A 21733-nucleotide genomic window follows, 5' to 3' on the forward strand; every position below is an offset into this window, starting at 1 on the left:
CTCACCGCCGGAGGCAACACCGTGACCGTGAAGGACATCCTGGACGCGATCCAGTCGCCCGAATCCACGCCGGCCGACATCGCCGCGCTGCCCCTCCCCGAGTCGTACCGCGCGATCACCGTGCACAAGGACGAGACGGAGATGTTCGCGGGCATGGAGACCCGCGCCAAGGACCCGCGCAAGTCGATCCACCTGGACGAGGTGCCGCTGCCCGAGCTGGGCCCCGGCGAGGCCCTGGTGGCCGTCATGGCCTCCTCGGTCAACTACAACTCGGTGTGGACCTCGATCTTCGAGCCGCTGTCGACGTTCGGCTTCCTGGAGCGCTACGGCCGCACCAGCGACCTCGCCAAGCGCCACGACCTGCCGTACCACATCATCGGCTCCGACCTGGCCGGCGTCGTCCTGCGCACCGGCCCGGGCGTCAACGCCTGGCAGCCCGGCGACGAGGTCGTCGCGCACTGCCTCTCCGTCGAGCTGGAGTCGTCCGACGGCCACAACGACACGATGCTCGACCCCGAGCAGCGCATCTGGGGCTTCGAGACCAACTTCGGCGGCCTCGCCGAGATCGCCCTGGTCAAGTCCAACCAGCTGATGCCCAAGCCGGGCCACCTCAGCTGGGAGGAGGCCGCGGCCCCGGGTCTGGTGAACTCCACCGCCTACCGCCAGCTGGTCTCCCGCAACGGCGCCGGCATGAAGCAGGGCGACAACGTGCTCATCTGGGGCGCGAGCGGCGGCCTCGGCTCCTACGCCACCCAGTTCGCCCTGGCCGGCGGCGCCAACCCGATCTGCGTCGTCTCCAGCGACCAGAAGGCGGACATCTGCCGCTCGATGGGCGCCGAGGCGATCATCGACCGCAACGCCGAGGGCTACAAGTTCTGGAAGGACGAGAACACCCAGGACCCGAAGGAGTGGAAGCGCTTCGGCAAGCGCATCCGCGAACTCACCGGCGGCGAGGACATCGACATCGTCTTCGAGCACCCCGGCCGCGAGACCTTCGGCGCCTCGGTCTTCGTCACCCGCAAGGGCGGCACCATCACCACCTGCGCCTCGACCTCGGGCTACATGCACGAGTACGACAACCGCTACCTGTGGATGTCGCTGAAGCGCATCATCGGCTCCCACTTCGCCAACTACCGCGAGGCATGGGAGGCCAACCGCCTCCTCGCCAAGGGCAAGATCCACCCGACCCTCTCCAGGGTGTACTCCCTCGAGGACACCGGCCAGGCCGCGTTCGACGTCCACCGCAACCTCCACCAGGGCAAGGTCGGCGTGCTGTGCCTGGCGCCCGAGGAGGGCCTGGGCGTGCGCGACGAGGAGCTGCGCGCGCGGCACGTCGACGCCATCAACCGCTTCCGGAACATCTGAGGAGCGCCGCATGACTGAGCGTCAGAAGGACCGGCCGTGGCTCATGCGCACGTACGCCGGTCACTCCACGGCCGAGGCGTCCAACGAGCTGTACCGGCGCAACCTCGCCAAGGGGCAGACGGGCCTGTCGGTCGCCTTCGACCTGCCGACCCAGACCGGCTACGACTCCGACCACGTCCTCGCCCGCGGCGAGGTGGGCCGGGTCGGCGTGCCGGTCGCGCACCTCGGTGACATGCGCCGGCTGTTCCAGGACATCCCCCTGGAGCAGATGAACACCTCGATGACCATCAATGCCACGGCCATGTGGCTGCTGGCGCTCTACCAGGTCGTCGCCGAGGAGCAGGGTGCGGACATCACCCGGCTCCAGGGCACGACCCAGAACGACATCGTCAAGGAGTACCTGTCCCGGGGGACGCACGTCTTCCCGCCGGGGCCGTCCCTCCGCCTGACGACGGACATGATCGCGTACACGGTCTCCCACATCCCGAAGTGGAACCCGATCAACATCTGCAGCTACCACCTGCAGGAGGCGGGCGCCACGCCGGTCCAGGAGATCGCGTACGCCATGTCCACCGCGATCGCCGTGCTCGACGCGGTGCGCGACAGCGGTCAGGTGCCCGAGGAGCGCATGGGCGACGTCGTCGGCCGCATCTCCTTCTTCGTGAACGCGGGCGTCCGCTTCGTCGAGGAGATGTGCAAGATGCGGGCCTTCGGGCGGATCTGGGACCGCGTCACCCGCGAGCGGTACGGCATCGAGAACCCCAAGCACCGCCGCTTCCGCTACGGCGTCCAGGTCAACTCCCTCGGCCTGACGGAGGCCCAGCCGGAGAACAACGTCCAGCGGATCGTGCTGGAGATGCTGGCGGTCACCCTCTCCAAGGACGCCCGCGCACGGGCCGTGCAGCTGCCCGCCTGGAACGAGGCCCTCGGCCTGCCCCGCCCGTGGGACCAGCAGTGGTCGCTGCGCATCCAGCAGGTGCTGGCGTACGAGAGCGACCTGCTGGAGTACGGCGACCTCTTCGACGGTTCGAAGGTGGTCGAGGCGAAGGTCGACGAGCTGGTCCGGGATTCGCTCGCCGAGATGGAGCGCATCGAGGAGATGGGCGGCGCGATGGCCGCCGTCGAGTCCGGCTACCTCAAGTCGCAGCTGGTCGCCTCGCACGCCGAGCGCCGGGCCCGGATCGAGTCCGGCGAGGAGAAGATCATCGGTGTCAACGCCTTCGAGGGCACCGAGCCGAACCCGCTGACCGCAGACCTGGACACCGCGATACAGACGGTCGACCCGGCCGTGGAGGCCCGCGTCATCGCCTCGCTCCAGCACTGGCGGGACACGCGCTACCAGCCGCCCTTCAACCACCCGCGTCCCTGCAAGGCGCTGGAGAAGCTGAAGGAGGCCGCCAAGGGCACCGACAACCTCATGGAGGCCACCCTGGAGTGCGCCCGCGCCGGCGTCACGACCGGTGAGTGGGCCGGGGCGCTGCGCGAGGTGTTCGGCGAGTTCCGGGCGCCGACCGGGGTGTCCTCGGCGCCGGTCGCGGTCGCCGCGGAGGAGGGCTCGGCCCTGTCCCTGGTGCGCCGCAAGGTCGACCTGACGGCCAAGGACCTCGGCGTCGGCAAGCTGCGGTTCCTGGTCGGCAAGCCGGGCCTCGACGGCCACTCCAACGGCGCCGAGCAGATCGCCGTGCGGGCCCGCGACGCCGGCTTCGAGGTGGTCTACCAGGGCATCCGGCTCACGCCGGAGCAGATCGTGGACGCCGCCCTCGCCGAGGACGTGCACGCGGTGGGCCTGTCCATCCTCTCCGGCTCGCACGCCCAGCTGGTGCCGGACGTGCTCGAACGGCTCCGTGTGGCCGGTGCCACGGATATACCGGTGATCGCCGGTGGCATCATCCCGAACGGTGACGCCGAGGACCTGCGGGCCGCGGGAGTGGCCGCGGTCTTCACCCCGAAGGACTTCGACATCACCGGCATCATCGGCCGGATCGTCGACGAGATCCGGAACGCGAACAAGCTCGACCCCCTGGAGGTCCCCGCATGACCACGGTCAACCGCCTTCGCCCCCGGCGTTCCTGCCTGGCTGTACCGGGCTCGAACCCCCGCTTCCTGGAGAAGGCCCAGGGCCTCCCGGCCGACCAGGTCTTCCTGGACCTGGAGGACGCCTGCGCCCCGCTGGCCAAGCCCGAGGCGCGGCACACCATCGTGAAGTTCCTCAACGAGGGCGACTGGACCGGCAAGACCCGCGTCGTGCGCGTCAACGACTGGACCACCGAGTGGACGTACCGCGACGTCGTGACGGTCGTCGAGGGCGCCGGCCCGAACCTGGACTGCATCATGCTGCCGAAGGTCCAGGACGCCCAGCAGGTCGTGGCCCTTGACCTGCTGCTCACCCAGATCGAGAAGACGATGGGCTTCGAGGTCGGCCGGATCGGCATCGAGGCGCAGATCGAGAACGCCCAGGGCCTGAACAACGTCAACGAGATCGCGCAGGCGAGCCCGCGGGTCGAGACCATCATCTTCGGCCCGGCCGACTTCATGGCGTCCATCAACATGAAGTCCCTGGTCGTGGGCGAGCAGCCGCCCGGCTACCCGGCGGACGCCTACCACTACATCCTGATGAAGATCCTGATGGCCGCCCGCGCCAACAACCTCCAGGCGATCGACGGCCCCTACCTCCAGATCCGCAACGTGGACGGCTACCGCGCGGTCGCCCAGCGCGCCGCGGCGCTCGGTTTCGACGGCAAGTGGGTGCTGCACCCGGGCCAGGTCGAGGCGTCCAACGAGATCTTCTCGCCGTCGCAGGAGGACTACGACCACGCCGAGCTGATCCTGGACGCGTACGACTACTACACGTCCGAGGCGGGCGGCAAGAAGGGCTCCGCGATGCTCGGCGACGAGATGATCGACGAGGCCAGCCGCAAGATGGCGCTGGTCGTCTCCGGCAAGGGCCGTGCCGCCGGCATGCAGCGCACGTCGAAGTTCGAGATCCCGGAGGCCTGAGGACCATGCAGTTCGGACGCACCTACGAGGAGTTCGAGGTCGGGGCGACGTACAAGCACTGGCCCGGCAAGACGGTCACCGAGTACGACGACCACCTGTTCTGTCTCCTCACCATGAACCACCACCCGCTCCACATGGACACGAACTACGCCGAGAAGACGACGGACTTCGGCAGGAACGTCGTGGTGGGCAACTACGTCTACTCGCTGCTGCTCGGCATGTCCGTGCCGGACATCTCCGGCAAGGCGATCGCCAACCTGGAGATCGAGTCGCTCAAGCACGTGGCGCCCACCTTCCACGGGGACACGATCTACGGCCAGACCACCGTGCTCGACAAGTGGCCCTCGAAGTCGAAGAACGACCGGGGCATCGTCCACGTCGAGACCAAGGGCTACAAGCAGGACGGCACGCTGGTCTGTGTCTTCCGCCGCAAGGTGATGGTGCCCACCGAGACGTACATCAAGGAGCGCGGCGGCGAGCAGCCGGGCCGCCCCGACCTGAAGGAACAGGGGAAGTAGATGAGCCGCCTCGCCCAGACCCACGGGCTCACGGACGTCCAGCGGGAGATCCTCTCCACCGTCCGGGACTTCGTGGACAAGGAGATCATCCCGGTCGCGACCGGGCTGGAGCACCGGGACGAGTACCCGCAGGACATCGTCGACGGGCTGAAGGAGCTGGGCCTGTTCGGCCTGATGATCCCGGAGGAGTACGGGGGTCTGGGCGAGTCGCTCCTGACCTACGCCCTGTGCGTGGAGGAGATCGCCCGCGGCTGGATGTCGGTGTCCGGCATCATCAACACGCACTTCATCGTGGCGTACATGCTCAAGCAGCACGGCACGCAGGAGCAGAAGGACCACTTCCTGCCCCGCATGGCGGCGGGCGACATCCGGGGCGCCTTCTCGATGTCCGAGCCGGCGCTGGGCTCCGACGTCTCGGCGATCTCCTCGAAGGCGGTGAAGGACGGCGAGGAGTACGTCCTGAACGGCCAGAAGATGTGGCTGACCAACGGCGGCACGTCGTCGCTCGTGGCCGTCCTGGTGAAGAGTGACGAGGGTCACCCCGAGGGCACCGCCCCCCACAAGTCGATGACGACCTTCCTGGTGGAGAAGGAGCCGGGCTTCGGCGAGGTCCGACCCGGCCTCACCATCCCCGGCAAGATCGACAAGATGGGCTACAAGGGCGTCGACACGACCGAGCTCATCATGGACGGCCTGCGGATTCCCGCCGACCGGGTGCTCGGCGGCGTCACCGGCCGAGGTTTTTACCAAATGATGGACGGCGTCGAGGTGGGCCGCGTGAATGTGGCGGCGCGTGGTTGCGGCGTCGCTCAGCGTGCCTTCGAGCTGGGTGTCCAGTACGCCCAGCAGCGCCACACTTTCGGCAAGCAGATCGCCCAGCACCAGGCCATCCAGTTCAAGCTGGCCGAGATGGCTACCAAGGTGGAGGCGGCGCATGCGATGATGGTGAACGCTGCACGCAAAAAGGACTCGGGCGAACGAAACGACCTGGAAGCGGGGATGGCCAAGTACCTCGCCTCCGAGTACTGCAAGGAGGTCGTGGAGGACGCCTTCCGGATCCACGGCGGCTACGGCTTCTCCAAGGAGTACGAGATCGAGCGGCTCTACCGCGAGGCTCCGATGCTGCTGATCGGTGAAGGCACCGCCGAGATCCAGAAAATGATCATCGGTCGCAGGCTGCTCGAAGAGTATCGGTTCCAGGGTTAGATGTCCGGATACGGGGTGTTTTCTTGGAGAAGAAGGTCACACCCCGTAGGCACTCTTCGGCCGCCGACTCGGCTTCCTGGCTTACCCAGTTGCGGCTGATAGCCGCTACGATCGCCGGAAAGCCGCCGTCCCCCGTCAATGCGCGGCATCATCCGCTACGAAGGTCATCCATGCCCCACAGCCAAACCTCTGCACCTCGCGACAGCCTCGCCGGCGTACGCCTCGCGCGCGGAGCATCGCCGTGGCTTCTGCCGACCGTCGCCACCGCAGCCGTCAGCCTGGTCCGCGCCCGCCGCTCGGGCGTGGCCAAGGCCGTCGCCGTTCCCGCCACCGCGCTCGCGGCGGGGATGCTGTGGTTCTTCCGCGACCCCGAGCGCGAGATCACCCGGGGCCGGGTCATCTCGCCCGCCGACGGTGTGGTGCAGAGCATCATGCCGTGGAAGGACGGCCGCACCCGCGTCGCGATCTTCATGAGCCCGCTCAACGTCCACGTCAACCGCGCTCCGCTGTCGGGCACGGTCACGTCGGTCGAGCACATCCCCGGTGGCTTCGTTCCCGCCTTCAACAAGGAGAGCGAGAACAACGAGCGGGTGGTGTGGCACTTCGACACCGAGCTCGGCGACATCGAGATGATCCAGATCGCCGGCGCGGTGGCCCGCCGCATCGTCCCTTACGTGCCGCGCGGCACGAAGGTCGAGCAGGGCGACCGGGTCGGCCTCATCCGCTTCGGCTCGCGTGTCGACCTGTACCTGCCGGAAGGCGTGGAGGTCGCGGTCGAGGTGGGGCAGAAGACGGTGGCTGGGGTGACTCGCATTGACCGTGATTGATCCACAGACCCAGGCCGGCTGGGTGCCCGAGGCCGACGAGGTGGACGACGAGGAGGAGATGCCTCTCTCGCTGCGCCTGTCGATAGCGGACACCCTCACGCTCGGCAACGCCACGTGCGGCTTCATGGCGGTGTACTTCACCACCACCGGCATCCTGATCCCGCACCTGACGGGCAGCGAGGAGTCGGGCATGGCCCGGCACAGCGCGGCCACCGCGGTCATCCTGATGCTCTGCGCGGCGATCTTCGACCTGTTCGACGGGCTCGTGGCGCGCAAGCTGCGCAGCTCGCCGATGGGCGCCGAGCTGGACAACCTGTCCGACCTGATCAGCTTCGGGCTGGCGCCCGCGTACTTCGTCCTGGTCTACGGGATGGTCGCGCACGACGCCTACCAGCGGGTCGCCGCGGTGGGCGCGATCGTGGTGCTGCTGGCGGTGGTGCTGCGGCTCGCGAGATTCTCCTGCGTCACCGTGAAGGACGGCACCTTCCAGGGCATGCCCTCGCCGTTCGGTGCGCTGACGGTCGTCTCGATCGTGCTGCTCGAGCTGCCCTTCGTGGCGACGCTCCTGGCCATCATCGGTACGGCCTGGCTGATGGTGAGCCGGGTCGAGTACCCGAAGCCGCGGGGGCGCCTCGCGGTGGCGATGCTGTCGTGGATCGTCCTGTCGATGGGCCTCCTGGCCGCCTGGGCGTTCGACGCGCCGAGCGGGCAGCTGCTGCTGCAGACGGGATGTGCGCTGCAGCTGGTGATGGGCGCGGTGATCCCGCTGTTCGCCACGGCACGGCGGGTGAACAACTTCCGCGACAACCGGCGGGAGGCACGGGCGGCACAGCTGCCGTAGCGGCGCGTTGGGAGGGCCCCGGACCTGGTTGGGTTCGGGGCCCTTTCGTTTGCCCGGTGCCCGGTGTCGGTGCGGGCCTCGCTGGGGGCTCCGCCCCCAGACCCCCGGGCCTGTGCCCACCCACCACCCGACTCGGTCGGGGTACAGGTGAGACACTCAGCCCGTCCGGCGATTGAGGACGAGGCCCGTTAAGGGCCGAAAGCGGGGGTCCGGGGCGGCAGCCCCGGGGGGCGGGACTCGCCTACGTCAGGAAGTCCCCGGCAATCCGCTCCGCGACCCGCTCCAAAATGGGCCCCGCGTCCGCGATGCACTTCGCCACGTCCGGCTCCACGTCCGTCAGCGGGTACGCCCGCCGGATCCCGGCCCGCCCCAGCGCCTCCGCCGGCAGCGCCAGCCGCCCGCACACCGCGACGACGTCCTTGCCCGCGGCGCGGGCCGCCGCCGCGACACCGGCCGGCGCCTTCCCGTGCAGGGTCTGCTCGTCCAGCGAGCCCTCCCCCGTGATCACGAGATCGGCCCGCTCCAGCGCCGGCGCGAAGCCCAGCACGTCCAGCATCACCTCGATGCCGGCCCGGAACCGCGCCCCGAGCAGCAGCGCGCCGTAGCCGATGCCGCCCGCGGCCCCCGCTCCCGGTGAGGCCGCGTACTCGGCGGCCCGCGCCCCGACCGTGCCCTCCAGCACCTTCGCGAAGTGCGCGAGGGCCGCGTCCAGCGTCTCCACGTCCTGCGGGGAGGCACCCTTCTGCGGGCCGTAGACGGCCGCGGCGCCCTTGGGGCCGGTCAGCGGATTGTCCACGTCGCTCGCGAGCACCAACTCGACCTCCGCGAGCCGCGGGTCCAGGCCGGACAGATCGGCCGAGGCGACGTCGGCCAGACCTCCGCCGCCCGGCGCCACCGGCTCGCCGTCCGCGCGCAGGAACCGCGCGCCCAGCGCGGACAGCATGCCCGCGCCGCCGTCCGTGGTGGCGCTGCCGCCGACCCCGAACACGATCGTCCGCGCGCCCGCGTCCAGCGCGGCTCGCAGCAGCTCGCCCGAACCGTACGTGGAGGCGGTCAGCGGGGCCGGGACGCCGGCCGGCAGCCGCGCCAGCCCGCTCGCCTCGGCCATCTCCACCACCGCGGTGTCGCCGCGGAGCGCGAACGCCGCCGTCACCTCGTCACCGAGGGGTCCGGCGACCCGCGCCTCCAGGCGCTCGAACCCGGCCGCGACCGCCGCGGCCACGGTGCCGTCGCCGCCGTCGGCGACCGGAAGCGCCTCGACGGCGATGTCCGGCACGACACGGCGCAGCCCGGCCCCGACCCGCTCGGCGACCTCGACGGCCGTCAGCGAACCCTTGAACTTGTCCGCGGCGACGAGCACCCGGCGGGCCCCGTCCACTCCAGCGTCAGCCACCTTGCTCTCCCCTTGCTCTCCGAGCCTTGCGCACGTCAAGGCAGTCGCGCCGCTGCGACCATAACCGGAGCACGCCGTCGCCGTCATGCCCCGCCCGCACCGTGGAACGCCCCGCCGGACGGACATACCCTGCCAGGATGACGACGCTCGACTACGCCACGTACATCGCCGGACTCCCCCGGGTGCTCGCCGGTGCCGCCGTGCTGTTCCGGGACGCCGCGGGCAGCGTGCTGCTCGTGGAGCCGAACTACCGGGACGGCTGGACCCTGCCGGGCGGCACGATCGAGTCGGACGACGGTGAGACCCCGCGCCAGGGCGCCCGGCGCGAGACCCTGGAGGAGATCGGGCTGGACGTCGTCCCCGGCCGGCTGCTCGCGGTGGACTGGGTGCCGGGTGTCGGCCGGCCGCCGCTGGTGTCGTACATCTACGACGGCGGGGTCCTCGGCGTCGACCTCCTGAAGACGGTCCGCCTCCAGGAGGAGGAACTGCTGTCCTGGCGCCTGGTGCCGCGCGCCGGCCTGGCCGACCACCTCCTCGGCTCGCTGCACGGACGGGTCCTGGCCGCCCTGGACGTACTGGAGGACGGCACGGGCACCGCCGAGCTGGAGAACGGGGTACGGGTCGGCCGGTAGGCGGCCGACGGGTCAGAACAGGGCGCCGGCGAGCCGGTCGACCTGGTCGGCGTCCGGGGCCCAGCAGTAGAGGACGACCTCGTCGGCGCCTATGCCGTGGAAGGCGTCGACGGCCGCGCGGATCTCCCGGGCGGTGGTGAGCAGGCCCTTCGTCATGTACTCGGCGCGGCCGGTGAAGGCGTAGTAGTCGCCCAGGGCGCGCCGGGCCCGGTCCGCCGTGTCCTCGGGGCCGAGGGCGACGCTCGCCTGGGCCACCAGCCGCGGCCGGCCGGGACGGCCGTGCCTGCGCCAGACCGCCTCGACGTCGCGGAACAGGCCGTCCATGTGCGCGGGGGGCAGCGCGGCGCCGAGGAAGCCGTCGCCGAAGCGGCCGACCCTCTCGAGGGCGGCCGGGGCGAAGCCGCCGAACAGGACCTCGGGGCCGCCGGGCGTGACGGGGCACGGGCCGATGGTGCCCACCTCCTCGCTGTACGGCTCGCCCGCCCAGAGGCGGCGGAGCGTGGCCATCTGCTCGTCGAGGCGGCGGCCGCGGCGGCGGATGTCGATGCCGGCGGCGAGGCAGTCGTCCGCCCGGCCGCCGACGCCGATGCCGAGGGTGAAGCGGCCGCCCGACAGCCGGTCGAGGGTGGCGGTCTGCTTGGCGAGGAGCGCGGTGCCGTGCACCGGCGCGATCAGCACCTCGGTCTGCACGCGGACGCGGGAGGTGGCGCCCGCGAGGGCCGCGAGGGTCACCAGGGGCTCCGGGTTGCCGTAGACGAGGCGGTCGAGCAGGCCGAGCGTGCTGAACGGGCCCGCGTCGGCGCGCCGGGCCCAGGTCAGCAGCAGGGCGGGATCGTCGATGGGGAGGCCGAGGCCGATCTTCATGGGAGAGTCCTTCGGAGAGGGCATGCCTGACAGTGGCGCCGCCCCTCCTGGCTCCGCAGTGCTGTGCGCGGGCCTGCTCCCGTTCTGCGGCATCGTTCGAGAGAGCGTGATCCTTGAAGTGCCGCGAGGCTAACCCGCCCCGCCGGGCACCGGCAACGCCTTTTCCAGCCGTGCCCGGCCCGTCCCTAGAACAGTGCCGACCCCGCCTTCCCGCGCTCGAAGTCCAGCAGCCGCTGCTTGCGTTCCAGGCCGCCGCCGTAGCCGGTGAGGCTGCCGCTCGCGCCGATGACGCGGTGGCAGGGGACGACGATGCCGATCGGGTTGCGGCCGTTGGCGAGGCCGACGGCGCGGGAGGCGGTGGGGTTGCCGAGGGCGGCGGCGAGTTCGCCGTAGGTGCGGGTCTCGCCGTAGGGGATCCTGCGGAGCTGGTCCCAGACCGTGCGCTGGAAGGGGGTGCCGTTCAGGCGCAGGTCGAGGGTGAAGTCCGACAGGCCGCCCGCGAAGTAGGCCTCGAGCTGTTCCTCGGCCGCGGCGAAGGGCCGTTCGTCACGGGTGCCGAACGTCTCCTCCGGCGGGCGGTGGCGCTGGTCGGTCATGTAGAGGCCGCACAGGACGCCGTCCTCGGCGACCAGGGTGAGCGGGCCGTACGGGCTGTCGATCACGGTGTGCTGTTTCACGGGCGTTCCTCGGGCGCCGGCGGGGCTCATACGGGCAGGAAGTTGATCGGGTGGCTGTCGGTCGCCCACAGGTACTGGACCGCGTACGCCCGCCAGGGCCGCCAGGCCGCCGCGCGGGCGGTGAGCGCCGCCGGGGTGGAGGGCAGCCCGAGGTCGCGGGCGGCACGGCGGATGCCGAGGTCGGTGGGGAGGAAGGCGTCGGGGTCGCCGAGGGCGCGCATCGCGATGACGTCGGCGGTCCACGGGCCGAAGCCGGGGAGGGCGAGGAGGCGGGCGCGGGCCTCCGCCCGGTCGGCCTCGACGCCGAGGCCCAGCGAGCCGGCGGCGAGGTGGCGGACGAGGGTGGTGAAGGTGGCGCGACGGGTGCGGGGCATCGCCAGCGTGTCCGGGTCCACCTCCGCCAGGGCCGGTGTCGACGGGAAGAGGTGGGTCAGGCCGCCCTCGGGGTCGTCCACCGGGTCGCCGTGTGCCGTGACCAGGCGGGCGGCGTGGGTGCGGGCGGCGGCGGTGGAGACCTGCTGGCCCAGGACGGCCCGTACGGCGAACTCCGCCTCGTCGACCGTGCGCGGGACGCGGCGGCCCGGGGCCTTGTCGACGAGCGGCGCGAGCAGCGGGTCGGCGCGCAGCCGGTCGTCGACGGCCGTCGGGTCGGCGTCCAGGTCGAGCAGGCGGCGGCACCGGCTGATGGCGACGGTCAGGTCGCGCAGGTCGGTGAGGGTGAGGCGGCAGGCGATGTGGTCGGGGGTGGGGGTGAGGGTCACGACGCCGTGCCCGTGGGGCAGGCGCAGGGTGCGGCGGTACGCGCCCGCCCGCCACTCCTCCACGCCGGGTACGGCGGTGGCGGCGAGGTGGCCGAAGAGGTTGTCGGGGTTGAGGGGTGCCCGGAAGGGGAGGCGGAGGGTCAGCGCGCCGCCGGGGGGCCCGGCCGGCCGGTCCCTGGGGGCGCGGCGGGCGCGCAGTTCGCCCGGGGCGAGCGCGAAGACCTCGCGGACGGTGTCGTTGAAGGTGCGGACGGAGGAGAAGCCGGCCGCGAAGGCGACGTCCGCCATCGGCAGCGAGGTCGTCTCGATGAGCAGCCGGGCGGTCTGGGCGCGCTGCGCGCGGGCGAGGGCGAGGGGGCCGGCGCCCAGCTCGGCGAGCAGCTGGCGTTCGATCTGCCGGGTGCTGTAGCCGAGCCGGGCGGCGAGGCCGGGGACGCCCTCGCGGTCCACGACGCCGTCGGCGATCAGACGCATGGCGCGGGCGGTGAGGTCGGCACGCTGGTTCCACTCCGGGCTGCCGGGGCTGGTGTCCGGGCGGCAGCGTTTGCACGCCCGGAAGCCGGCCTGCTGGCAGGCCGCGGCGCTCGGGTAGAAGGTCATGTTCGCGGGCTTGGGCGGCACCACGGGGCAGCTGGGCCGGCAGTAGATGCGGGTGGTCAGGACGGCGGTGAAGAACCAGCCGTCGAAGCGCGCGTCCTTGGACTGGACGGCGCGCACGCAGCGCTCGGTGTCGGTGTGCATTCCCGTCTGCATGGGTCCAGGATGGTCCACCGGGCGGGCCGGGGCTGGCGAGAATCCGACATGGACCTCACGCTCGCTGGACTTCTCCGGTTCGCCAGGCGGACTCGCGCAGCAGCCGGAGCCCGTTGAGGCCGACCAGCACGGTCGAGCCCTCGTGCCCGGCGACGCCGAGCGGCAGCGGGAGGTGGCCGGCCAGGTCCCACAGGACCAGCGCGGTGATGAAGGTGCCCGCGATCACCAGGTTCTGCCGTACCAGTGCGCGGGCGCGCCGGGACAGGGCGACGACCGCGGGCACGGCGGTCAGCTCGTCGCGGACCACGACCGCGTCCGCCGTCTCCAGGGCCAGGTCGTTGCCGGCGCGGCCCATGGCGATCCCGGCGTGGGCCGCGGCGAGGGCGGGCGCGTCGTTGACCCCGTCGCCGACGAAGAGCACCTTGCGGCCGGCCCGCTCCCGCTCCCGTACGGCCTCGACCTTGCCGTCGGGCAGCAGGCCGGCGCGGACGTCGGTGATGCCGGTCGCGCCGGCCACGCGGGCGGCGGCCTGCGCGTTGTCGCCGGTGAGCAGGGCGGGGGCGGTGCCGGTGAGGGCGGTGAGCGCGGCGGTGGCCGCGGCGGCGTCGGCGCGCAGGCGGTCGGTGAGGGCGAGGGTGCCGAGCGGGGTGCCGTCGCGGGTGACGCGGACGGTGGTCTCCGCGCCCTGGGGTGCCTCGGCGCGGCCGACGTGCACCTCGTGGCCGTCGACGACCGCCGTGACGCCGAGCCCCGGGGCCGCGGTGAAGTCCTGGGCGGGTGCGACGCGCAGGCCGCGGGTGCGGGCGGCGGCGACGATCGCGCGGGCCAGCGGGTGCTCGCTGGGGTGCTCGGCGGCGGCGGCCAGCGCGAGGAGCGCGTCCTCGTCGAGGCCGGAGCCGGGCAGGGGGCGCACGGCGGTCACCTCGGGGGTGCCCTCGGTGAGGGTGCCGGTCTTGTCGAGGGCGGCGGCGTCGATCTCGCCGAGGCGTTCCATCGCGACCGCCGACTTCACGAGGACGCCGTGGCGGCCGGCGTTGGCGATGGCGGACAGCAGGGGCGGCATCGTGGCGAGGACGACCGCGCAGGGCGAAGCGACGATCATGAAGGTCATGGCGCGCAGCAGGGCGTCCGTGAGCCCGGCGCCGAAGGCGAGGGGGACGCCGAAGACCGCGAGGGTGGCGGCGACCACGCCGACCGCGTAGCGCTGCTCGATCCTCTCGACGAAGAGCTGCGTGGGCGCCTTGGTGCGGGACGCCTCCTCGACCAGGGTGACGATCCGGGCGATCACCGAGTCGGCGGGGTCGCGGCCGACGCGGACGCGCAGGGCGCCGGTGCCGTTCAGGGTGCCGGCGAAGACGTCGTCGCCGGGGCGCTTGAGGACCGGGAGGGACTCGCCGGTGACGGTGGCCTGGTCGACCTCGCCGGTGCCGTCGGCCACCGAACCGTCGGCGCCGATCCGCTCGCCGGGCCGGACCAGGATCAGGTCACCGACGGCGAGCGCGGCGGCCGGGACGGTCTCCTCGCGGTCCCCGGTGAGCCGGGTCGCGGTGGTGGGCGCGAGGTCGAGCAGGCCGCGCACGGAGTCGGCGGTACGGACGGTGGCCAGGGCCTCCAGGGCGCCGGAGGTGGCGAAGATGACGATCAGCAAGGCGCCGTCGAGGACCTGCCCGATGGCCGCGGCGCCGAGTGCCGCGACGATCATGAGCAGGTCGACGTCCAGGGTCTTCTCGCGCAGGGCCCGCAGGCCCTCCCGTGCGGGCTCCCAGCCACCGGCGGCGTAGGCGACGGCGTACAGCGGGCCGTGCGTCCAGGCGGGGGCGCCGCCGAGGTCCGCGGCGAGCGCCGCGAGGAACGCGAGCAGCGACGCGAGGGCCCAGCGCGCCTCGGGCAGGGCGAGGACGCGGGTGCGGCGGGCGGGCGCCGGCCGGGCGGGCGCGGAGACGGGAGTGGGAGCCAGGGCGGTGGACACGCGGCCACCATACAGGAACACATGAAGACTCGTTCATTCTTTCATCCGTTCGGACGTACGGGTGGGTGCGTAGGATGACCGGCATGGGTCATGGAGCCGCCACCACCGCGCAGGACGCAGCCGAGCGCGTGCGCCTGGACGCGGACAACGTCGCCAAGGTCGCCACCACGCTCCAGGCCCTGTCCACGCCCTCCCGGCTGCTGATCCTCGCCCGGCTGCGCGAAGGGCCGCTGCCCGCCACCGAGTTGGCGGCGGAGGTCGGCATGGAGCAGTCGGCCTGCTCCCACCAGCTGCGCCTGCTGCGGAACCTGGGACTCGTGGTGGGTGAGCGGCGCGGCCGGTCGGTGGTGTACGCGCTGCACGACCACCACGTCGCCGAGCTGCTGGACCAGGCCGTCTACCACGTGGAGCACCTGCGGCTCGGGATCAGCGACGCCGCGGAGTGACACCCGGCGCACGGGGGACCCTCCGATCCCCGGCGCCCCGACCCGAAGGTAGGCCGGCATGTCCACCAACGCCCTGCTCATCGCGGTGATTGGCGTCAGCGGAACGCTCGCTGCCACGTGGCTCACACAGTGGAGCAACGACCGTACGCGGCAGCGGGAATTGACCCACGCGGAGCAGCAACGCCGGGCCACCCACGACGAACAGGCCCACCTCGCGATGCTGACCGCCCGGCGCACGGCCTACGTCGCGCTGAACGCGGCGGCCCGGCAGTACCTCACGGCTCTACGCGACCGTGCTCACGCGTGGGAATCAGCGCCCGGCTCCACTCAGGGCGCCGACTTGCTGGAAGAGCGGCGCGCCTCTTACCGGAACTGCTACGCCGAGGCGCAGATGATCGTCCCGGACGCAGTAATGGCCGCCGCGCGTGCGACGAACGCCGAGCTCAACCAGATCTACGGCATCCTGAAGCGGCTCGAGCAGGGCTCGGTCCGTGACGGCGAGTCTCTTTCGTCGCTCCGGTCGCACGTCGAAACTGCACGGGTCCTGCTCCACGGTCTACGCGACACCATGCGCGCCGACCTCAAGGTCACCGAGACCTCCTGACGAACCGGTCACGCCGCGCACCAGCCCTTCGATAGCCCTCCCTCGACTTCGTCTGCCCGCTAATCTGGCCTGCGTGACGTACACCACCGAGCACGGCGACGATGCCGTCAACTCGCTCACGCTCACGGTGCAGGAGCGTGTCAGGAAACTCATCCACTCGCGACTGGGACCAGGCGCGTCGATCGAGTTCATGGAGGACCTGGCAGGGGGTTACACGGAGGCGTCGGTCGCCAAGTGCGATGTTGCGGGCGGCGGGAGCGCTGGCCTCGACGGACAGTACATCGTGAAAACTACCCCTCTGAGGGGCATCGAGCGGCAGAGTACTGCACACGAACATTTCCTCAACTCTCTGGACGTCTTCGCCGAGCAGCACGTCCCGAAGCTGGTGTTGAGCGCTGAGGACGACCTTTTCGCCATCGACCTGTACGAGATCGCCGGCGGCGGTCTGCGGGGAGTGCATGCCGCCGAGGTTGCGGGCAGCGCACAGTTCCGGGCAGCGTGTGAAACCGTCAGCCACGACCTCCTCGCTGCGCAGCTCGTGAGTTCGACGGGGCGGAAGGTGATGACAGCCCTGGAGGTCCTGGAAGCGTGGCTCGGTGCCGGTTTCCTCAGCAGCGGGCGGGGCAGGGCCTTGCGAGAGGCCCGTCAACTGGCCGGGGCCGACGGCCCCTGGTTCCACTTCTCGGGCCAGGTGCTGCCCGACCCGCTGTCCCTCCTCGCAGAGGAGAACGAGCTGACCCGGCGGGACGACATCGCCCTGCTGGGGGTCTGTCACGGTGACCTGCACTTGCGCAACATCCTGCTCGACCGCACCCGGCAACACCGGGGAAACTACTGGCTCATCGACGTCAACTGGTCCTCGCCCACTCCCTTGCTGTACGACCAGGCGTACCTCGAGACCGCCGCCCTGCTCACTGTCCAGGCACGCCGCAACCGCCGGATGTCCTCGCAGGTGCTTTTGGAGCTGGACGAAGTCGACGCGAACGGCATCCTCGAGGTCGACGACGAGCTGTTCGTGGAAGTCGCGAGGAGTATCCGGCGTGGGGCGGAGAGCGCCATGCGGGAACACCAGCCGAATCGCAAGGACTCCCTGGACTATCAGTACTTACTGGCTCGGCTCGGCGCGGCACTGAACTACGCCTCAAAGGCCATGGCGGACCCGGAGCGGATCACTGCGTACAACCTGGCTGCCTGGACGGCCAAACTCATCCTGACCGAGTATCACGAGGCCATGTGGTTCGAGGTGCTGGAGCAGCGCCCCGCTCGGCAGGCATCCTCCGTACCGGCCCGAGCCCCCTCATCGGTGCAGGGAGCGCCGCTGTCGTCGCCGAATGCTCCGGTCCCCGCCGAGCTGGTCCAGCGACTGAAACTCTTCACCGCCTCGGGCGCGGCCAACGGCTTCGACCGGTTCCTCGTAGTGGAGAACGATGTCCTGCACCCCGCCATGGCTCACCTGGCCGCGCAGCGCTGGTCAGCGGTCGTCGACCTGAACCCGGAGAGCGAGATCAGCGGTCTGGCCGGACTGGCGCACCCTGAGGCCGTCGACCACCAGATCCTCCGGTTCGGTCTCAACGACGTGGCGGTGACACCCGGCCGAGGGGTGGTGCCCTGGCTTATGGCCGACGGCTGGGGACGGCTCGGGGAGCAGCGGGCGGACACGTTCCGGGACTGGCGCCGACAGCACCTTCCCCTGATCCGCCGGCTCTTCGACAGGCAGAGCGAACTCAGTCCGAACCGGGCCGCCTCCGTCCTGTGTCTGACCGCGGCCGAGAATTCGGATGAAAGGGCCGATCGGGTCCTCGAAGTGATCGAGGAGGCCTACGAGCAGGTGGACCGGATGGTGGTGGCCGTGGACGGCCCCGGGTTCGCCGCCCTCGTCTCGGCCCTCGGAGACGCTCGCACCATCGCACGCGTGCTCCCGCCGGCGACCATGCCGGGCAAGGACGGCCCCGTCTCCTTCGAGCGTGACGAGCTGGCCCGGCTCTCTGTCGACCTGGAGATGCTGCACTCGCAGACGCTCAGCGCTCAGCTCAAGGACGAGCCGGTCGACGAGTTCTGGCGCGGCCGCCCGGCGAACTGGCTGGACCTCGATCAAGGGCTGGACGTACCGCGGGACATCCAGGCGGAACTCTCTACGGACATCACAGCCGTCCTGCAAAAACAGGGTTCGGCCACACTCGAGCTGTTCCACTCGCCGGGAGCGGGTGGCACGACGCTGGCGCGGCGGATCGCATGGGGCCTGCACCGTGACTACCCGGTCGTCCTGGTACGCCGGTACAGCCAGGACACGGTGGAACGGATCGACGACATCTACCGCCGCACCGGACGCTCGGTGCTCGTGGTCACGGAGACCGCCGACCTCACGCAGAGCGAGCGCGAGAACCTCTACCACCGTCTGCACCAGTGGAACACTCCCGCCGTCGTGCTCTGGGTGACGCGCACGAATCGTCGGGTCCCCGGCCACCACAAGTATCATTTGATGGATCCCATGTCGCCCGGAGAGGCGTCGGAGTTCCGGCAGAGTTTCATCGTCCGTGCGAGGGACGACCGCGCCCGGGCGGCCGTCAACGGCCTCCGGCCGGGCAACGTGCCCAGCCAGCAGTTGTCGCCCTTCTTCTTCGGGCTCTCCGCCTTCGCCACCGACTTCGCCGGTACACGGGGGTACGTCGAGAGTCATCTGCACCATCTCGACGAGCGCCGCCTCCGCGTAGCCAAGTACCTCGCCCTTGTCACCCGTTACGCCCAGAACGGCCTGCCCTACCCTCTCGTGCGTCGATGGCTCACCGGCAAGTGGGGGGATCTCGCCGCCTCGAACGCCGACTACCAGGAAGACCTGCGGACGGTGCTCGGCGAGGACCTGCGGCACCTCGTCGTGGACGATCACGGTGAATTGCGACTCCTGCACCCTTTCGTCGCCGAGCATGTGCTGGCAGCCGCTCTGGAGCCCGAGGGCGAGCGGCGCTGGGAGTCACGACTCGCCGACACCGCTGTCGAGTTCATCGGCAAAGTGTGCGGGCACCTCGGTTCCGACAACGCACAGACCCGACGCATCCTCCAGGACCTCTTCATCCGGCGCAATCAGTGGTCGGGGGGCTCGTCGCCCTCGGCCGCACGCTTCGCGGAACTCATCCACCAGGTGCCGGTGCGTGACGAGGCATACCGCATCTTCAAGGAACTGACCCGTAAGTGCCCCTCTGAGCCGCATTTCTGGAACCACATGGGCCGGTACCACATCCACGAGATGAAGTACGGCTATCCGGACGCCCAGGAGTACCTCCTGAAGGCCATCGAACTGTCCGGGCGCAAGGACTCCCTCCACTTCCACTCCCTCGGCATGGTGCGCCGTCTGTGGGTCAAGCACCTACTCGCCCAGGAGGCGTCCGACACGGGACGGACACAGGAAGCCCTTGATACCACCCACGACATCTACCAAGGCGCACTCGATGCCTTCGCCGACGGCCGCCGGCTCGACTCGGAGGACGAACACTCCTACGTGACGCCGGTCCAGATGATCGTCGACGTGCTGAACCACATGGTCCGCATCTCGCCGTACGAAAACTTTCTGGACCTGGTGCGCCAAGGCGGAGACGTCGGCGGATGGGCGGACGAACAACTCCGCACCGCTGAGGGGTTGCTGGACCAGCTCGACATGGCCTTGCCCGGGCACCGAAGGAGCAGCTACCACAACACCTGCGAGCGTCAACTCCAGACCCTGCATGGCAACATCGCGAGCCTGGTCAGCCAGTGGCGCTCCCTGGTCACCGAATCGCGCAGCCACTCGGGCGCCGCACTCGTCCTAGCCCGCGCGTTCTTCCGAGAGCAACAGCAGGAACTGAACTCGACGGCATCCGAGGCCTTCCGGTCGGTGGTGGAGTTGTACGACTCCGTCTTCGACAACCGTGGCGACCTGAGCGACAGTGACATGCGGACCTGGTTCCGCTGCTACCGGAAACTGGAGGAGTACGACGAGCTGGAGGCACTGCAGCGCTTCGCCGTGCTCGCTGACTACCGCAGCACCAGCCAAGAGGCTCACTACTACCTGTATGTGCTGCGCTTCATGCGCTGGTTGCGCAATGAGGAGCAGAACCAGCAGGAGGTCGAACGCTACCTCACCGACTCCAAACGACTGGCGAGGGACGGGCGTCGCCAGTACAGCTACGAGTGGGTGGGTGTCGGTGCTCCCACGGAGGACGGCAGGCTTTCGCCTCCTCGTCTGGTGCATTTCACTGAGTTGGGTGAGCGCAGGCCGGAGCCGGAGCTGTGGGAGCACTCCGACAAGTTGCTGCGTATGACGGGCGTCATTAAGGAGATCGAGGGCCCACAGTCCGGCTGGATCACGGTCGGGGACGGGCGTATGGCCGCGTTCTTCGTCCCCAAGGACAAGTTCCGGCGCCACAGCGACATCAACCAGCTGGTCGAGTTTTATCTGGGCTTCAGCTACGAGGGATTGCGAGCTTGGTCGGTGGACTTCGCTTCGCCCGCCGCCGTGAGCCACCGCCCGGTTCCGGCGCCCCGCTCGAACTCCGTTTCGGCCGCGCCGACACCGGCGGCACGAGCCACCGTGGTGCCCCAGCGCCCCGACATGACCCGCCCGCAGTCACCACAACCCCGGGCCGAGCACTCCGCCCCCGTGCGGACGTCGGTGTCGGCGGCGTCCGCCGGCATTCTCAGCCGTGCCAAGGAGATGGCTCGCCATGACGAGGAAGATGCATACCGTTTCCTGATCCGCTCCATGCTCTTGGAGGACCCCGACGGTGACGCGATCACCTCGCTCCGCCTGGGAGCTCTGTTGCAGGAGACGTTCGGGCGTCAGAGCTACGCCAGAGTTCTGGCCGGTGGCAAGTTGCGTGGCCTGCTGCTGCGTCTTGGCTTCCGTCTCGAGAGCGCCGCGAACGGGCAGTTCGCGGTGGTGAGTGAAGGAGTCAAGGAACACCCCGGCCCGTAAGGCCCGGTCAGTCCCGGCCGGCCTCGACGCCGGCTGGGGCGACCAGCAGTCGCCGCATGTCCTCGGCGGCGCGTACGGCGGCGTCCGCACAGCAGTTGTTGAACAGCACGTGCAGCTCGTCCGTCTGCCGGGCCGCGCGCCGCAACCGGGGTACCCAGGCGGCGAGTTCGGCCACGTCGTAGTCGTGCCGGAAGCGGTCCTCCTTGCTGCCCCTCCCCCAGGCCGGGCTGCGGCCGTGGAACCGCACGACGGCGAGCGCCCGGCGGGTGACCGGCACGACGGGAGGCAGGGAGCCGGACAGGCCCTGGGCCGTGTCCACCCCGACGGCGGTGGCGCCGAGGGCGGTGAGCAGCGCGGCCGTGGCGTCCGCCCGGTGCGGCGCCCACCAGTCCGGGTGCCGGAACTCCACGGCGAGCGGCCGCTCCCCCGCGCGCCGCGCGCAGTCGCGGAGCGTGTCCTCGGCCTCCGGGCCCGGCCCGAACCAGGGCGGGAACTGGAACAGCAGGGTGCCCAGCCGCCCGGCCGCCCGCAGCGGTTCCACGGCGTCGAGGAACCGTCCCCACACCTCGTCGAGGAGGGCGGCGCACGCCCGCCCGCGCCGCAGCGCGGCCCGCTCCTCGCCGCCGAGGCCGTCCCGCAGGCCGGCCGGGAGGGCCTCGGCGCGGGTGGGGTGCCCGGTCAGCAGCGAGAAGGCCTTCACGTCGAAGCGGAAGCCGTCCGGCGTGCGCTCCACCCACAGCTCGCTGTTGCGGCGGCTCGGCAACGCGTAGTACCCGGCGTCCACTTCGACGACGGGCAGCCGTGAGGCGTAGTGCCGCAGCCGCCCCTCGGCGTCCCGCCGTCCGCGGGGATACCAGCCGCTGGCGACGAGTTGCCGGTCCGTCCACGAGCATGCCCCGACCAGTACGTCACCCATGGGAGCCCGGTTACCCCGG

The 21733-nt window shown here is 70.8% G+C and carries 17 protein-coding genes; 11 read left to right on the forward strand and 6 right to left on the reverse strand.

Annotated features, from left to right (window positions below; all coding sequences use genetic code 11):
• Positions 1-21: 21 nt before the first annotated feature.
• The 7 genes from ccrA to pssA all read left to right on the forward strand — a co-directional run bounded on the left by ccrA (position 22) and on the right by pssA (position 7754).
• Positions 22-1365, forward strand: coding sequence for a crotonyl-CoA carboxylase/reductase (gene ccrA, locus ACFWJB_RS22025; RefSeq protein ID WP_386924187.1), 1344 nt, complete (start codon positions 22-24; stop codon positions 1363-1365).
• Positions 1366-1375: 10 nt separating this feature from the next.
• On the forward strand, positions 1376-3403 hold the full coding sequence (locus ACFWJB_RS22030; protein ID WP_386924189.1) for a protein meaA: 2028 nt from the start codon (positions 1376-1378) through the stop codon (positions 3401-3403).
• Positions 3400-4362, forward strand: a complete 963-nt coding sequence (locus ACFWJB_RS22035; protein WP_350722995.1) for a CoA ester lyase — start codon at positions 3400-3402, stop codon at positions 4360-4362. The genes ACFWJB_RS22030 and ACFWJB_RS22035 overlap by 4 nt, the downstream gene beginning before the upstream one ends.
• A 5-nt stretch (positions 4363-4367) precedes the next feature.
• The gene (locus ACFWJB_RS22040; RefSeq protein ID WP_385458718.1) at positions 4368-4880 is read left to right on the forward strand and encodes a MaoC family dehydratase; all 513 of its coding nucleotides are present in this window, start codon (positions 4368-4370) and stop codon (positions 4878-4880) included.
• Complete coding sequence (locus tag ACFWJB_RS22045) at positions 4881-6086, forward strand: acyl-CoA dehydrogenase family protein (protein WP_385458720.1); 1206 nt, start codon at positions 4881-4883, stop codon at positions 6084-6086. It begins immediately after the preceding gene.
• A 170-nt stretch (positions 6087-6256) separates the two neighbouring features.
• A complete protein-coding gene (locus ACFWJB_RS22050) occupies positions 6257-6913 on the forward strand; it encodes a phosphatidylserine decarboxylase (protein ID WP_385458787.1) in 657 nt (218 codons plus the stop codon).
• A 22-nt stretch (positions 6914-6935) separates the two neighbouring features.
• Entirely contained in the window at positions 6936-7754 is an 819-nt protein-coding gene (gene pssA, locus ACFWJB_RS22055) for a CDP-diacylglycerol--serine O-phosphatidyltransferase (protein ID WP_189868702.1), read from the forward strand.
• Positions 7755-7995: 241 nt separating this feature from the next.
• Here the strand turns inward: pssA and ACFWJB_RS22060 are convergent, their stop codons facing one another.
• Positions 7996-9132, reverse strand: coding sequence for a glycerate kinase (locus tag ACFWJB_RS22060; protein WP_386924250.1), 1137 nt, complete (start codon positions 9130-9132; stop codon positions 7996-7998).
• 152 nt (positions 9133-9284) lie between these two features.
• Here ACFWJB_RS22060 and ACFWJB_RS22065 point away from each other — a divergent pair, with 152 nt between their 5' ends.
• The gene (locus ACFWJB_RS22065) at positions 9285-9779 is read left to right on the forward strand and encodes an NUDIX domain-containing protein (protein ID WP_386924192.1); all 495 of its coding nucleotides are present in this window, start codon (positions 9285-9287) and stop codon (positions 9777-9779) included.
• A gap of 12 nt (positions 9780-9791) precedes the next feature.
• On the opposite strand, the gene ACFWJB_RS22070 is transcribed toward ACFWJB_RS22065, so the two are convergent.
• From ACFWJB_RS22070 to ACFWJB_RS22085, 4 genes are all read right to left on the reverse strand, one after another.
• Complete coding sequence (locus ACFWJB_RS22070; protein ID WP_386924194.1) at positions 9792-10643, reverse strand: LLM class flavin-dependent oxidoreductase; 852 nt, start codon at positions 10641-10643, stop codon at positions 9792-9794.
• Positions 10644-10828: 185 nt separating this feature from the next.
• Positions 10829-11320: a methylated-DNA--[protein]-cysteine S-methyltransferase gene (locus tag ACFWJB_RS22075; RefSeq protein ID WP_385458726.1), complete on the reverse strand. Its 492-nt coding sequence runs from the start codon at positions 11318-11320 to the stop codon at positions 10829-10831.
• Positions 11321-11346: 26 nt separating this feature from the next.
• Entirely contained in the window at positions 11347-12822 is a 1476-nt protein-coding gene (locus ACFWJB_RS22080; RefSeq protein ID WP_386924252.1) for an AlkA N-terminal domain-containing protein, read from the reverse strand.
• 67 nt (positions 12823-12889) lie between these two features.
• Positions 12890-14803: a heavy metal translocating P-type ATPase gene (locus ACFWJB_RS22085; protein ID WP_386924197.1), complete on the reverse strand. Its 1914-nt coding sequence runs from the start codon at positions 14801-14803 to the stop codon at positions 12890-12892.
• An 83-nt stretch (positions 14804-14886) separates the two neighbouring features.
• Between ACFWJB_RS22085 and ACFWJB_RS22090 the strand changes: the two genes are divergently transcribed.
• The 3 genes from ACFWJB_RS22090 to ACFWJB_RS22100 all read left to right on the forward strand — a co-directional run bounded on the left by ACFWJB_RS22090 (position 14887) and on the right by ACFWJB_RS22100 (position 20798).
• Positions 14887-15249, forward strand: a complete 363-nt coding sequence (locus ACFWJB_RS22090; RefSeq protein ID WP_385458730.1) for an ArsR/SmtB family transcription factor — start codon at positions 14887-14889, stop codon at positions 15247-15249.
• Between the two features lie 58 nt (positions 15250-15307).
• Entirely contained in the window at positions 15308-15853 is a 546-nt protein-coding gene (locus tag ACFWJB_RS22095; RefSeq protein ID WP_385458732.1) for a hypothetical protein, read from the forward strand.
• Positions 15854-15926: 73 nt separating this feature from the next.
• Complete coding sequence (locus ACFWJB_RS22100; protein WP_385458734.1) at positions 15927-20798, forward strand: hypothetical protein; 4872 nt, start codon at positions 15927-15929, stop codon at positions 20796-20798.
• Between the two features lie 7 nt (positions 20799-20805).
• Here the strand turns inward: ACFWJB_RS22100 and ACFWJB_RS22105 are convergent, their stop codons facing one another.
• Entirely contained in the window at positions 20806-21714 is a 909-nt protein-coding gene (locus tag ACFWJB_RS22105) for a DUF72 domain-containing protein (protein ID WP_386924200.1), read from the reverse strand.
• Between the last annotated feature and the right edge of the window lie 19 nt (positions 21715-21733).

The organism is Streptomyces sp. NPDC127100 (assembly GCF_042724095.1).
Classification (GTDB): Bacteria; Actinomycetota; Actinomycetes; order Streptomycetales; family Streptomycetaceae; genus Streptomyces.

What these genes read in the sequence shown, in the direction of transcription:
- ACFWJB_RS22080 (WP_386924252.1), bottom strand. Translation starts at nt 12,822, where the DNA reads ATGCACACCGACACCGAGCGCTGCGTGCGCGCCGTCCAGTCCAAGGAC.
- ACFWJB_RS22065 (WP_386924192.1), top strand. Translation starts at nt 9,285, where the DNA reads ATGACGACGCTCGACTACGCCACGTACATCGCCGGACTCCCCCGGGTG.
- ACFWJB_RS22090 (WP_385458730.1), top strand. Translation starts at nt 14,887, where the DNA reads ATGGGTCATGGAGCCGCCACCACCGCGCAGGACGCAGCCGAGCGCGTG.
- ACFWJB_RS22035 (WP_350722995.1), top strand. Translation starts at nt 3,400, where the DNA reads ATGACCACGGTCAACCGCCTTCGCCCCCGGCGTTCCTGCCTGGCTGTA.
- ACFWJB_RS22050 (WP_385458787.1), top strand. Translation starts at nt 6,257, where the DNA reads ATGCCCCACAGCCAAACCTCTGCACCTCGCGACAGCCTCGCCGGCGTA.
- ACFWJB_RS22070 (WP_386924194.1), bottom strand. Translation starts at nt 10,643, where the DNA reads ATGAAGATCGGCCTCGGCCTCCCCATCGACGATCCCGCCCTGCTGCTG.
- ACFWJB_RS22030 (WP_386924189.1), top strand. Translation starts at nt 1,376, where the DNA reads ATGACTGAGCGTCAGAAGGACCGGCCGTGGCTCATGCGCACGTACGCC.
- ACFWJB_RS22095 (WP_385458732.1), top strand. Translation starts at nt 15,308, where the DNA reads ATGTCCACCAACGCCCTGCTCATCGCGGTGATTGGCGTCAGCGGAACG.
- ACFWJB_RS22105 (WP_386924200.1), bottom strand. Translation starts at nt 21,714, where the DNA reads ATGGGTGACGTACTGGTCGGGGCATGCTCGTGGACGGACCGGCAACTC.
- ACFWJB_RS22040 (WP_385458718.1), top strand. Translation starts at nt 4,368, where the DNA reads ATGCAGTTCGGACGCACCTACGAGGAGTTCGAGGTCGGGGCGACGTAC.
- ACFWJB_RS22045 (WP_385458720.1), top strand. Translation starts at nt 4,881, where the DNA reads ATGAGCCGCCTCGCCCAGACCCACGGGCTCACGGACGTCCAGCGGGAG.